Origin of the sequence: Variovorax sp. YR634 (genome assembly GCF_900106655.1) — a bacterium.
In the GTDB taxonomy this organism is placed as follows: Bacteria; Pseudomonadota; Gammaproteobacteria; order Burkholderiales; family Burkholderiaceae_C; genus Variovorax.
This window is the reverse complement of record NZ_FNOL01000009.1, coordinates 84,155-96,791: the sequence shown is the minus strand read 5'-3', so window position 1 is coordinate 96,791 and position 12,637 is coordinate 84,155. Positions and strand designations below refer to the sequence as shown.

The 12,637-nt window shown below is 65.8% G+C and carries 14 protein-coding genes; 5 read left to right on the top strand and 9 right to left on the bottom strand.

All coding sequences use genetic code 11. The annotated features are described in order from the left end of the window. Positions 1 to 112 precede the first annotated feature (112 nt). The 3 genes from lgt to BLV60_RS17160 form a co-directional block, all read right to left on the bottom strand. On the bottom strand, positions 113 to 943 hold the full coding sequence (gene lgt / locus BLV60_RS17170; protein ID WP_093056479.1) for a prolipoprotein diacylglyceryl transferase: 831 nt from the start codon (positions 941 to 943) through the stop codon (positions 113 to 115). A gap of 65 nt (positions 944 to 1,008) precedes the next feature. Continuing rightward, positions 1,009 to 1,278 (bottom strand): hypothetical protein, encoded by a 270-nt coding sequence (locus tag BLV60_RS17165; protein WP_093056478.1) that lies wholly within the window; start codon positions 1,276 to 1,278, stop codon positions 1,009 to 1,011. Between the two features lie 32 nt (positions 1,279 to 1,310). Next, positions 1,311 to 2,084: an SDR family oxidoreductase gene (locus tag BLV60_RS17160; RefSeq protein WP_093056477.1), complete on the bottom strand. Its 774-nt coding sequence runs from the start codon at positions 2,082 to 2,084 to the stop codon at positions 1,311 to 1,313. A 125-nt stretch (positions 2,085 to 2,209) separates the two neighbouring features. On the opposite strand from BLV60_RS17160, the gene BLV60_RS17155 reads away from it, so the two are divergent. Beyond that, complete coding sequence (locus tag BLV60_RS17155) at positions 2,210 to 3,154, top strand: LysR family transcriptional regulator (protein ID WP_093056476.1); 945 nt, start codon at positions 2,210 to 2,212, stop codon at positions 3,152 to 3,154. A gap of 24 nt (positions 3,155 to 3,178) precedes the next feature. Here BLV60_RS17155 and BLV60_RS17150 read toward each other — a convergent pair whose 3' ends face one another. Then, positions 3,179 to 4,123, bottom strand: coding sequence for a LysR family transcriptional regulator (locus BLV60_RS17150; RefSeq protein WP_093056475.1), 945 nt, complete (start codon positions 4,121 to 4,123; stop codon positions 3,179 to 3,181). Between the two features lie 101 nt (positions 4,124 to 4,224). Here BLV60_RS17150 and ilvD point away from each other — a divergent pair, with 101 nt between their 5' ends. Next, complete coding sequence (gene ilvD / locus BLV60_RS17145) at positions 4,225 to 5,919, top strand: dihydroxy-acid dehydratase (protein ID WP_093056474.1); 1,695 nt, start codon at positions 4,225 to 4,227, stop codon at positions 5,917 to 5,919. Between the two features lie 10 nt (positions 5,920 to 5,929). Here the strand turns inward: ilvD and BLV60_RS17140 are convergent, their stop codons facing one another. Next, positions 5,930 to 6,763 carry a DUF3592 domain-containing protein gene (locus tag BLV60_RS17140; RefSeq protein ID WP_093056473.1) on the bottom strand — a complete coding sequence of 278 codons (834 nt, stop codon included), beginning with the start codon at positions 6,761 to 6,763 and terminating at the stop codon, positions 5,930 to 5,932. A gap of 52 nt (positions 6,764 to 6,815) precedes the next feature. Then, complete coding sequence (locus tag BLV60_RS17135; RefSeq protein ID WP_093056472.1) at positions 6,816 to 7,070, bottom strand: TIGR04438 family Trp-rich protein; 255 nt, start codon at positions 7,068 to 7,070, stop codon at positions 6,816 to 6,818. 108 nt (positions 7,071 to 7,178) lie between these two features. Here BLV60_RS17135 and BLV60_RS17130 point away from each other — a divergent pair, with 108 nt between their 5' ends. Further along, complete coding sequence (locus BLV60_RS17130; RefSeq protein WP_093056471.1) at positions 7,179 to 7,493, top strand: c-type cytochrome; 315 nt, start codon at positions 7,179 to 7,181, stop codon at positions 7,491 to 7,493. Positions 7,494 to 7,505: 12 nt separating this feature from the next. Here BLV60_RS17130 and BLV60_RS17125 read toward each other — a convergent pair whose 3' ends face one another. Both BLV60_RS17125 and acs read right to left on the bottom strand, forming a co-directional pair. Then, positions 7,506 to 8,006: a Signal transduction histidine kinase gene (locus BLV60_RS17125; RefSeq protein WP_093056470.1), complete on the bottom strand. Its 501-nt coding sequence runs from the start codon at positions 8,004 to 8,006 to the stop codon at positions 7,506 to 7,508. 139 nt (positions 8,007 to 8,145) lie between these two features. Continuing rightward, a complete protein-coding gene (gene acs / locus BLV60_RS17120) occupies positions 8,146 to 10,143 on the bottom strand; it encodes an acetate--CoA ligase (protein WP_093056469.1) in 1,998 nt (665 codons plus the stop codon). Between the two features lie 157 nt (positions 10,144 to 10,300). Here acs and BLV60_RS17115 point away from each other — a divergent pair, with 157 nt between their 5' ends. After that, positions 10,301 to 10,936 carry a YqhA family protein gene (locus BLV60_RS17115; protein WP_093056468.1) on the top strand — a complete coding sequence of 212 codons (636 nt, stop codon included), beginning with the start codon at positions 10,301 to 10,303 and terminating at the stop codon, positions 10,934 to 10,936. Between the two features lie 10 nt (positions 10,937 to 10,946). Here the strand turns inward: BLV60_RS17115 and BLV60_RS17110 are convergent, their stop codons facing one another. After that, positions 10,947 to 11,864 carry a LysR family transcriptional regulator gene (locus tag BLV60_RS17110; protein ID WP_093056467.1) on the bottom strand — a complete coding sequence of 306 codons (918 nt, stop codon included), beginning with the start codon at positions 11,862 to 11,864 and terminating at the stop codon, positions 10,947 to 10,949. 113 nt (positions 11,865 to 11,977) lie between these two features. Here BLV60_RS17110 and BLV60_RS17105 point away from each other — a divergent pair, with 113 nt between their 5' ends. Then, positions 11,978 to 12,595 (top strand): NAD(P)-dependent oxidoreductase, encoded by a 618-nt coding sequence (locus tag BLV60_RS17105; protein ID WP_093056466.1) that lies wholly within the window; start codon positions 11,978 to 11,980, stop codon positions 12,593 to 12,595. Positions 12,596 to 12,637 lie beyond the last annotated feature (42 nt).

Below are 12,637 nucleotides of genomic sequence, written 5' to 3'. Positions count from 1 at the left end.
ACGGATCGGGGCAGCAAGTGCGACGTAATTTCCTGTAATTACGCGTAATTCTGAGCCTGCGCCCGATCCGGCGCGGCTGGTACTTACCCTGCGAACTTCCGATTGAAGAGGCTCAAGCGCGCGCGGTGGCTGTCTTGGTGCCCGAGCGACCGAACCAGAACCACAGCGCAATGCCGGCAATCACCATCGGCACGCTGAGCCACTGCCCTTGGCTCAGGTTGAGTGCACGCAGGCCGAGGAAATCGTCAGGCTCGCGGAAGTACTCGGCCACGAAGCGCAGCACGCCGTAGCCGATCAGGAACACCGCGGCCACCTGCCCCTGCTTGCGTTCCTTGCGGGCATAGAGCCACATCACCACGAAAAGCAGCAGCCCTTCGAGCAGGAACTGGTAGACCTGCGAGGGATGGCGCGGCAGCATCGATCCGCTCTGCGGAAACACCATGCCCCAGGGCAGATCGGGGCTGCTGAAGCGGCCCCACAGCTCGCCGTTGATGAAGTTGCCCACGCGACCGGCAGCCAGACCTGTCGGCACGCAGGGCGCAACGAAATCCATCACCTGCCAGAACGGCCGTGCGCGCGAACGCGAGAACCAGACCATCGCGCCGATCACGCCGAGCAGCCCGCCGTGGAAGCTCATGCCGCCCTGCCACACGTAGAGGATTTCGAGCGGATGCGTGAGATAGAACTCGGGCTTGTAGAACAGGCAATAACCCAGCCGCCCGCCGACGATGACGCCCATCACGCCGAGGAAAAGAATGTCCTCGATGTCCCTGCGCTGCCATGCGCCTGCGCCCACCAGCGAGCGATACGGCTCATGCCGCAGCCGGCGCGTGCCGAGAAAATAGAAGAGCGCAAACGCGGCCAGGTAGGTCAGGCCGTACCAGTGAATGGCCACCGGCCCGAGTTGCAGGGCGATGGGGTTGATCTGCGGATACATGAGCATCCGCGGATTGTGCCCCGGCCGAATGTCGGGGCCGGGACGGGGATATTCAGGCCGCTACCGAAGAACTAGCGCCCGAACTTCCACCACAGCAGCCCCGCCACCACGGCGGGCACCGCGAAGATCAGCAGGAAGATCGGCAGTTCCTCGGCCACCGAGTACCCCGCCTTGATCACGCCCACGGCCATGTTGATGCCCGCGCCGATGAACCACGCCGGAATGAACCATTTGGCCGCCACGGCCAGCGCCGCCGAAGAGCCGTCGCCCATGAAGCGCGCGGCCAGCAGGAACACCACCAGCAGCACGAAGCCGCCGCCCATCACCATGATCGTGTGCATGTCGTTCGTCCTCCAGGCGGCATCTTGCCGGATCAGCGTGTGGTGTAGCCGCCGTTGGCAAAAATCGTCTGCCCGGTGATCCACCAGCCTTCGGTGACGAGGAAGCGCACGATGGGTGCGATGTCTTCGATGTCGGTGAGGCCCTTCTTCGAGAACTTGCTGAGCGCGGCGGCGCTGCTGTGGTATTCGACGGCCTCCTTGCTCTCCTGCCCGTAGAAGAACGGCGTGTCCATGGGGCCGGGGCCGATCGCGTTGACCGAGATGCCGCGCTCGCCGAACTCCTTCGACGCGGCGCGCGTGTAGTGCTCCACCGCCGCCTTCGAACCCGGGTAGATCGCATAGAACGGCGTGTAGGCCGCCAGCAGCGAGCTCACCAGCGTGACGATGCTGCCGCCGTCGGCCATCGTGCGGCCGGCCCGCTGGATGAAGAAGAAAGCAGCCTTGGCATTGGCGTCGAAGCTCTTGTCGTAGTCGGCCTCGGTGACGTCGAGAATCGGCTTCTTGATGACCACGCCGGCAGTGTTGATGGCGATGTCGACCTGCCCGAAATGCTTCACGGCCTGGTCGAACAGCTTCACGCTGTTGTCGACCACCGAGAGATCGCCCTGCACCAGCAGCGTGTCGGCGCCCTTGGCCTTGAGCGCGGCGGCGGTTTTTTCGGCATCGGCGCGCGAGGCATCGCTGTTGTAGTGAATGGCGACGCCGCGGGCACCGCCGTCGACCATCTGATGGCCAATGAGGGCGCCGAGGTTCTTGCCACCGCCGGCGATGACGACGACCTTGTTCTTGAGAGTGCGTGCGGACATGAATGGACTCCTTTGTAGAGGGTGATGCGTGACGGGAGCATTCAGTCTATTGATCAGCACACCGCGGATAAATCACCCAGCAAAGGCTAGACTGTTAAGTAAATCGCGAACAATCCAGATTACCCATGGACCGCATCGACCTCCTCCAGGTTTTCGTGCGCGTGGCCGAAGCCGGCAGCTTCACGCGCGCCGCCGACCGTCTGGGCCTGCCGCGCGCGACCATCTCGACGGCCGTGCAGCAGCTCGAAACCCGCCTCGGCTCTCGCCTGCTGCACCGGACCACGCGCCGGGTGGGCCTCACGCCCGACGGCGAAGTGATGCTGGAGCGTGCCCGCGCGCTGGTGGCCGACATGGAAGACATGGAGCAGCAGTTCCTGCCCGCGCACGGCCAGGTGAACGGCAGGCTCAAGGTCGACGTGCCGAGCCGCATCGCGCGGCGGCTGATCGCGCCAGCACTCCCGGGCTTCTTCGAGCGCCATCCGGCCATCGAGCTCGAACTGGGCTCCAGCGACCGCGCGGTGGATCTCGTGCTCGAAGGCGTCGACTGTGCGCTGCGCGTGGGTCCGCTGGCCAGCAGCAGCCTGGTGGCAAGGCCGCTCGGGCATTTCACGTTGATCAACTGCGCAAGCCCGGCTTACCTGGCACGCCACGGCACGCCGCGCACGCCCGTCGATCTGCCGCAGCACATGGCCGTCAACTACGCCTCGCCGACCAGCGGGCGCGCCGCTCCCTGGGAATGGCAGCGCGACGGGGAAACCGCGAGCTTGCGCATGCGCAGCCAGGTGGCGGCGAACAATGCCGAGACCTACATCGCCTGCGCACTGGCCGGCCTGGGCCTGATCCAGATTCCGGCATACGACGTGCGCGAGCACCTCGCGGCCGGCGAGCTGGTCGAGGTGCTGCCAGACGCACGTGCCGAGCCGCTGCCGGTGCAGCTCGTGTACCCACACCGGCGCAACCTGTCGCGGCGCGTGCAGGCCTTCGCGGGCTGGCTCGAAACCCTGCTCTCCGATTCGCTCGACCCGCGAGCGGTGTCGAAGACGGGTGGCGCGCGGGCATCGCGCAGATAGAGGCAAAGGCAGGCGCCCTGCCCGCTATTTCTCCTGGGCCCGCGCCGTGCGCTCGCGCACGAATGCCACGAAGCGCGCCAGCGCCGGATGCGCGGCCTGTGCGGGCCACACGAGGCTTGTCTCGCAGGCCGGCAACACCACGCGACGCCGCCCCACGCCCTTGAACTCGTCGACCTGCCGGTAGACGACACCCGAGCGCCGGAACTGCATCACGCTGTGCGGCACCCAGGCAACGCCGATGCCGCCCGACACCAGATTGACGATGGTCTGCATCTGGATTGCCACCTGCGCCACCTGCGGCACGCGGCCGGCCGCGTGATAGAGGTCGAAGACCGCGTCGTGCAGCGAGGGCACGATGCGGCGCGGAAAGATCACCAACGGCTCGGCCAGCACCTCCGCCAGCGGCACGGGCCGTGTGCGGGCGAGCCGGTGCTGCGCCGGCAGGGCCAGCACCAGCGCCTCTTCCTCCACCGGCAACCGGGCCAGCCCAGGCGGCGCCGCACCGGGCGAATGCAGCATCAGCCCCGCATCGATCTCGCCGCGCGCGAAGGCTTCGAGCTGCACGTCGCCGGTGGCCTCGACCAGCTCCAGCGCCACCTCTGGGCACAGCACGCGAAACTCGCGTACCCAGGCCGGCAGTTGCTCGAAGCCGACGGTCGAGACGAAGGCGATTCGCACCCGGCCCACCTGCCCCGCCGCCGCCGCGCGGGCCCGGGCGGGCAGCGCCTGCGCGCGGGCCAGCAGCTCGCGCACATCTGGCAGCAAGGCCTCGCCGGCCGGCGTGAGCGCCACGCGCCGCCGGGTACGGTCGAACAGCACCACGCCCAGCGTCTTCTCGAGCTGGGCAATGGCTTGCGTGACCGGTGGCTGCGTCATGTGCAGCCGCAGCGCGGCGCGGCCGAAGTGCAGCTCTTCGGCCACGGCGACGAACTGGCGCCAGGCCCGCAGGTCGATCAGGGCTTCATTCATATGCCAAGCATATCAATCTGTGCTTGAAAATGGATTGGAAGCAATCAATCAGAAGTCCGATACTTGGGCTCCCCCGATCTCCCCACGATAGAAGAGACACCATGGACACCAAGCCAATCCAGATCAACCGCCGCAGCGCCAACATCGTCGAAGGCAAGAGCCGCGCGCCCAACCGCTCGATGTTCTACGCCATGGGCTACGAAGAAGGCGACTTCAAGAAGCCGATGGTCGGCGTCGCCAACGGCCACAGCACCATCACACCCTGCAACTCGGGCCTGCAGAAGCTGGCCGACGCGGCCATCGCCGGCATCGAGGAAGCAGGCGGCAACGCGCAGGTGTTCGGCACGCCCACCATCTCAGACGGCATGGCCATGGGCACCGAGGGCATGAAGTACTCGCTGGTCAGCCGCGAAGTCATTTCCGACTGCATCGAGACCTGCGTGGGCGGCCAGTGGATGGACGGCGTGCTGGTGGTCGGCGGCTGCGACAAGAACATGCCCGGCGGCCTCATGGGCATGCTGCGCGCCAACGTACCGGCCATCTACGTCTACGGCGGCACCATCCTGCCGGGCCGCTACAAGGGGCAAGACCTGAACATCGTGAGCGTGTTCGAGGCCGTGGGCCAGAACGCCGCCGGCAACATGAGCGACGAAGACCTGCACGAGATCGAGAAGCGCGCCATCCCCGGCACCGGCTCGTGCGGCGGCATGTACACGGCCAACACCATGTCGAGCGCATTCGAGGCGCTGGGCATCTCGCTGCCCTACTCGTCGACCATGGCGAACCCGCACGACGAGAAGGCCAACTCGGCCAAGGAATCGGCCAAGGTGCTGATCGAGGCGATCAAGAAAGACCTGAAGCCGCGCGACATCGTGACCAAGAAGGCCATCGAGAACGCGGTGGCGGTCATCATGGCCACGGGCGGCTCGACCAACGCGGTGCTGCACTTCCTGGCCATTGCGCATGCGGCAGAGGTCGAGTGGACCATCGACGACTTCGAGCGCATGCGCAAGAAGGTGCCGGTGATCTGCGACCTGAAGCCCTCGGGCAAGTACCTCGCGGTCGACCTGCACCAGGCCGGCGGCATTCCGCAAGTGATGAAGGTGCTGCTGAAGGCCGGCCTGCTGCATGGCGACTGCATCACCATCAGCGGCCAGACCATCGCCGAAGTGCTGAAGGACGTGCCGGACGTGCCGCGCGCCGACCAGGACGTGATCCGCCCCATCGACAAGCCCATGTACGCGGAAGGCCACCTCGCCATCCTGAAGGGCAACCTGTCGCCCGAAGGCGCGGTCGCCAAGATCACCGGGCTGAAGAACCCGGTCATCACCGGCCCGGCGCGCGTGTTCGACGACGAGCAGTCGGCGCTCAAGGCCATCCTCGACGGCAAGATCAAGGCCGGCGACGTGATGGTGCTGCGCTACCTCGGCCCCAAGGGCGGCCCGGGCATGCCCGAAATGCTGGCGCCGACCGGCGCGCTGATCGGCGCGGGTCTCGGCGAAAGCGTGGGCCTGATCACCGACGGCCGCTTCTCGGGCGGTACCTGGGGCATGGTGGTGGGCCACGTGGCACCTGAAGCCGCAGCCGGCGGCACCATCGCCTTCGTGAACGAGGGTGACTCGATCACCATCGACGCGCACGAACTCAAGCTCGAACTGAACGTGCCAGAAGCCGAGATCGCCAAGCGCCGCGAAGGCTGGAAGGCACCGGCTCCGCGCTACACGCGCGGCGTGCAGGCGAAGTTCGCATTCAACGCCTCGAGCGCGAGCTCGGGTGCGGTGCTCGACAAGTTCTGAAATCCACCAGTCAGGCCATCATCCACGCGCCGTAGCCGAAGGCCAGAAACCCCAGGCCTACGATCGCGAGGATGCTGCGAGCCTGGAACTCCAGTGCCGGCGGCAGGCTTTGCACGAGAAAGTGCAGCATGGCGCCGGCGCCGATGGTCATGAAGCCCGCGCCGAACTGCTTCATCGGTTCCGGGTCGGGATAGAGAAACACCAGCGCGAAGCCGGCCAGGAAGACGATGTTGGCGAGTACAGTGCCGCGCGTGCGCCAGCGCTTCTGCACAGGCGTGGGCTCGCGCACAGGTGGTGGCCTGCTGCCGTAGCCGTATCTGCTGCGCCCCTCCTTCAGTGCCATGCCGATGAAGAACAGGCCGAACATGCTCGGAAACGCACCGAAGATGCCGAGCCCCCAGACCCCGCCCCACATGTTCTGGAAATCGGCCACCAGCGCCTTCGAGGGATCAGCCACGCTGTAGCGCACCTCCACCGCGTCGCCCCACTCCTTGCCCGACAGGCCGCCACCCAGCCCCTTGACGCGGCGCTTCTGCCCGTCGGACGCGGTGTATTCGACGATGGGCGCGCGCGAAACCGTGGTGCGGCCGTTGCTGTCCTTGCTTTGTTCATCGACGAACTCGACCAGGCTGCCCTGCACGCTGGTGGTTCCGGCAATCGACTGGTAGCGGTGCCAGCCGATGGTGGCCGCACCGTAGAGGCCGGCGAAGCCGATCACCAGCGCCCCGACACCCACGCCCCAGAAAAAGCTCTTGAGCCACCCCACGAGGCCGCCGAGGGCCGGGCCGAGCAGCAGGGACAGCCCGAAGACGATCAGCGCGTGGGTGGTGGCTTCTTCGTCCATGGCACTTCTGCTTGATGCATGCGGTGCCGGGACTTCGGCCGATGGCGCTGACTCAGCGGCGCGGGCGCTGCCCGTTGCTGGTCTTCATGCCCATGTTGGTCTTCTGGCGGTCGATGCGGTCCTGCTTGCGCCGCTCTTCCCGCTCGATGACCTTGCGCTTGGTATAGCCCGACGAATCGGCCCAGGCCCACCACGCGACGGCCATCGCGAACGGAGACAGCACGATCCACCAGCTCCAGCCGGCGACCATGCCTACTTCGAGATACTTGAGGGCCAGTCCAAGCAGGCCCAATGCCAGAAACCACATTGCGAATCCCTCCGGGTCGTACTGGCAACGCATCCGTACGCCGTGCACGGTGCTACCTACAATCGCGTTGAGTCGAATGTAACTCAGCCCTTACCAAATAGATCCCCCATGAAAAGAGTCTTGTTGTCGGCAGCTCTGGGCCTCGGCCTCGTAACGCTCGCCGCGCCCGCCTTCGCAGACCTGGCCCTGGCGACTTCGAAGAACTGCATGAGCTGCCACGCGGTCGAGCGCAAGGTGCTCGGCCCGTCGTTCAAGGACGTGGCCGCCAAGTACAAGGACGACAAGGGCGCCGTCGACACTCTTGCCAGCAAGATCATGAAGGGCGGCTCCGGCGTGTGGGGACCGGTGCCGATGCCGGCGAACAACCAGGTCAGCGAAGCCGACGCAAAGAAGCTCGCGGCCTGGGTGCTGTCGACGAAGTAGGCCCCTCGGGCATCACGCCTGCGGGTTGATGTCCGCCGGCACCGGCCGGCGCTCGATGCGGTCTTCGAGCTGGCCGATGTGCGCGGCCACGGTGTTGTCGGTCTGGTCCGAGCGCAGGCAGATCGCGGTTTCGAGCTGCTCCAGGCGAGCCAGCATCGCCGCCTGACGATCGGCGTTCTGCGCCATGTGCTTGTTCTCCTGCGTTTCCAGGAAATTACGCAGCTCGGTGAAGCGCGAGGCCTCGGCCTTGTCCGCCAGGTCGCGCTGGACCTGCATTTCCTTGGTGTGGCGCTTGGTGTCGATCAGCACCGAGCTGTGCAGGTACAGCACGTAGACGAGGAAGAAGGCGGCCAGCACCACTGTCAGGCCCAGCATGATCAGGCCCAGCGGCGCCGAGACGGTCATGAAGCCCAGCCACACATCGGTGGATGCAGACAGCGTGCCCCAGTTCAGCGCGGCCAGCGCCGCGATGAGCAGCACGATGACAAAAAGAAAAGCGGATCTCACGCCCATGGGGGCCTCCTTCGGAAAGATCGAACACGTCGAAAACCCGTGCGCGTCGAGGCGCACGGTGGTTGCGACGGTTTTACCTCAGCGAAGAGCTCCGTTCGGCGCAGATGGCCGCATAGACGGCCATGTCCTACAGCACCGGTCAGTTGGTCTGTGACAACTGTTCGAGGATCGCGGGATTTTCGAGCGTCGAGGTGTCCTGCGTGATCGCCTCGCCCTTGGCAATGCTGCGCAGCAGCCGTCGCATGATCTTGCCGCTGCGGGTCTTGGGCAGGTTGTCGCCGAAGCGGATGTCCTTGGGCTTGGCGATCGGGCCGATTTCCTTCGCGACCCAGGCGCGCAGCTCGTTGGCGATCTGCTTGGCTTCCTCGCCTGTCGGGCGTGCCCGCTTGAGCACGACGAAGGCGCACACTGCCTCGCCCGTCACGTCGTCGGGCCGCCCTACCACCGCGGCTTCGGCCACGAGGTCGGTCTTGGACACCAGTGCCGATTCGATTTCCATCGTGCCCAGGCGGTGGCCCGACACGTTCAGCACGTCGTCGATGCGACCGGTGATGCGGAAATAGCCTCGGTCGGCACTGCGTACAGCGCCGTCGCCGGCGAGGTAGATCGTGCCGCCCATCTCCTCGGGGAAGTAGCTCTTCTTGAAGCGCTCGGGGTCGTTCCAGATCGTGCGGATCATCGAGGGCCATGGCCGCTTGATGACCAGCATGCCGCCCGCGCCGTTGGGCAGGTCCTTGCCGGTCTCGTCGACGATGGCAGCCATGATGCCCGGCAGCGGCAGCGTGCACGAGCCCGGCACCAGCGGCGTGGCGCCCGGCAGCGGCGTGATCACGTGGCCGCCGGTCTCGGTCTGCCAGAAGGTATCGACGATGGGGCAGCGCTCGCCGCCGATATTGCGGTGGTACCACATCCACGCTTCAGGATTGATCGGCTCGCCGACCGAGCCGAGGATGCGCAGGCTCGTGAGGTCCCAGTTCTTCGGGTGCACCTTTTCGTCGCCCTCGGCTGCCTTGATGAGCGAGCGGATGGCGGTGGGCGCGGTGTAGAACACGCTGACCTTGTGCTTCTCGATCATCTGCCAGAAGCGGCCCGCGTGCGGGAAGGTCGGGATGCCCTCGAACACCACCTGCGTGGCGCCGGCCGCGAGCGGCCCGTAGGCGACGTAGGTGTGGCCGGTGATCCAGCCGATGTCGGCCGTGCACCAGAACACGTCTTCGGGGCGGATGTCAAAGGTCCAGTCCATCGTGAGCCTGGCCCACAGCAGGTAGCCGCCGGTGGCGTGCTGCACGCCCTTGGGCTTGCCGGTGGAGCCCGAGGTGTAGAGGATGAAGAGCGGGTGCTCGGCGTTGACTGGCACGGGGGCGCACTCGGTGCTCTGGCCCTTCAGCGCTTCAGCGAATGTCTTGTCGCGACCTTCCACGCGGTTCCACGCGCTAGGCGTGCGCTCGTACACGAACACCGTCTTGATCGACTCGCAGCCACCCAGCGCGATGCCGTCGTCCACGATGGCCTTGAGCGGCAGTTCCTTGCCGCCGCGCAGCTGGTAATTGGCCGTGATGACCGCCACCGCACCCGCGTCGATGATGCGCTCCTGCAGCGCCTTGGCCGAGAAGCCGCCGAACACCACGCTGTGGGTGGCGCCGATGCGCGCGCAGGCCTGCATGGCAATCACGCCCTCGACTGTCATCGGCATATAGATGACGACGCGGTCGCCCTTCTGGATGCCCTGCGCCTTCAGCGCGTTGGCGAACTGGCTCACGCGGGCGAGCAGTTCCTTGTAGGTGACGTTGGTGACGGTGCCGTCGTCGGCTTCGAAGACGATGGCCGTCTTGTTCTCGACCGGGGTGCCGATGTGCCTGTCGAGGCAGTTGGCGCTCGCGTTGAGCTCGCCGTCGCCGAACCACTCGTAGAACGGCGCCTTCGACTCGTCGAGCGTCTTGGTGAAGGGCTTGGTCCAGTCCAGGTTGTCCTTGGCAAGGCGGGTCCAGAACCCTTCGAAATCCTGCTCGGCCTCCTTGCACAGGGCCTCGTAGGCGGCCATGCCGGAAATGCGGGCGCCTTCGGTGGCGCGGGCGTCGGGCGGGAACACGCGGTTCTCGACCAGGACGGATTCAATGTTCTTCGATACGCTGCTCATGCTCTATGTCTCCTGGATGGGTGCGGCCGTAATGTCGACGGGTCCACTTACGGGTCACTGACGGGCTTGCGAAGGTCAGATGTTAGTTCTCGGGGTTATCACGAGTGCGTCACGGGGGCACCTCTAGAATCCCCGGTCCCCAACCACCGCCTTGCCGATGTCCGCTCCCGAACCTTTCGACCCCCGGAACCCGCCCGTACCAGCCCGCGCTTCACCGCTGCGTCCCCTGCCCAAGCTGATCTTCGCGAGCCGCTGGCTGCAGCTGCCGCTGTACCTGGGGCTGATCGTGGCGCAGGCCGTGTACGTCGTGCACTTCCTGGTCGAGCTGCTGCACCTGGTCGAGGCCGCATTCGGCAGCAAGGAAGCACTGCAGGCGCTCATTACCAGCATCGGCTACAAGACCACGGCGCCGGTCGGCACACTGAACGAGACGGTGATCATGCTGGTGGTGCTGGCGCTGATCGACGTGGTGATGATCTCGAATCTGCTCATCATGGTGATCGTGGGCGGCTACGAGACCTTCGTGAGCCGCATGGACCTCGAAGGCCATCGCGACCAGCCCGAATGGCTGAGCCACGTGAACGCCTCGGTGCTCAAGGTGAAGCTGGCCACCGCCATCATCGGCATCAGCTCCATCCACCTGCTGAAGACTTTCATCAACGCGGACAACTACACCGACCGCGTGCTGATCGCGCAGACCGTGATCCACATCGCCTTCCTGTTCTCGGCAATGGCCATTGCCTACACCGACCGGCTGATGGCCCCGGCGCCTCACGCCGGCGACGGCCACTGAGCCTTGCCCTCTAGCCTGCGTGCGGCGCGTCCCACGCAGGCACTTCGGTGAATCGCTCGGCCAGGAAGTCGAGCATCGTGCGCAAGGTGGCCGGCATGTGCTTGCGCGAGGCGTACACGGCATACATGCCCACCACCTGCGGCTCGAAATCGCCGAAGAGCCGCACCAGTTCTCCCTTCTGCAGCAGCTCCGACGTGAGATAGGTCGGCAGCATCGCAATGCCGGCCCCTGCCCTTGCCAGGTACATCAGGCTCGCCGCGTCGTTGGCGGAGACATTGCCATCCACGGCCACGGACACCGGCTCCCCGTTGTCCTTGCGCGTGAAGTTCCAGAGGCTGCGTCCAAAGTAGGAATGCGTGAGGCAGTTGCGCTGGGCCAGTTCTTCCACGCGCAGGGGTTTTCCGTGCTCCTTCAGATAGGCGGGTGAAGCGCAAACCACCGATCGGCACGTGGTGAGCCGGCGCGCGATCAGATTGGGGTCGATCTCTGCCGCTGTACGAATCGCGAGGTCGATGCGCTCGTCCACGAGGTTGACGGTTCGATCCAGCAACACCAGGTCAACCATCACGGCCGGATAAAGCCGCACATAGTCGGCAATCGCGTCGGCCAGTTGCGCCTGCGCAAACGAGGTTCCTGTGGTGATGCGCAATTGCCCGCGCGGCGCCTCGGCCGGATGCCGCACCGCGGCCTGCATGTCGCCCGTGAGCTCCAGCACCTGGCGGCAACGCGGCAGCAGCTCTTCGCCGGCCGCAGTGAGGCTAAGGCGGCGCGTCGTGCGGTGCAGCAGGCGCGCGCCGGTCCATTGCTCCAGTTCGGCCACGTAGCGCGTGACCACCGGGCGGGACATGTCGAGCTTGTCGGCGGCGGCCGAAAGGCTGCCCGAATCGACCACGTTCACAAACACGCGCATGGCGTTCAATCGGTCCATTCGAACGATTTTAGGAATAAACAAGCGCGCAAATCGAGGTATTTCTTTCGAAACCAGAAACCTAAGATGCGGTTCATCCCATCCGATCTTTCGATCTTTCACAGGAGTCACTCATGAGCCACATCGCCATCATCGGCGCCACCGGACGCGCCGGCGGCCGCCTTCTGGAAGAAGCCCTGCGCCGCGGTCACACCGTCACGGCCATCGCCCGCAAGGCCACCGACAAGCTGGCAGGCCGCGCAAACGTGAAGGCCGTCGACCTCGACGTGCTCGATGGCGCAGCACTCGAAAAAGCGCTGGCCGGCCACGACGCCGTGTTCAGTGCCGCGCACTTCTCCACGGTGCCGCCCGCGGCCATCATCGAGCCGGTCAAGCGCTCGGGCGTGAAGCGCCTGCTGGTGGTCGGCGGCGCCGGCAGCCTGTTCGCGGCGCCCGGCCTGAAGGTGATCGACACGCCGAACTTCCCCGATGCCTACCGCGCCGAAGCCTCGGCCGGCGGCGTGTTCCTCGACACGCTGCGCAACGAGAAGGAACTCGACTGGACCTTCCTGTCGCCATCCGCCGAGTTCGTCGAAGGCGAGCGCACCGGCAAGTTCCGCCTGGGCAAGGACGACCTGCTGGTAAGCGCCGAAGGCCGCAGCTGGATCACCTTCGAGGACTACGCAATCGCGTTCATCGACGAGCTTGAAAAGCCGGCGCACTCCCGTCAGCGATACACGATCGGCTACTGAAACAAAAAAGGACCCGACGAGGGTCCTTTTTCAATGGGCTGA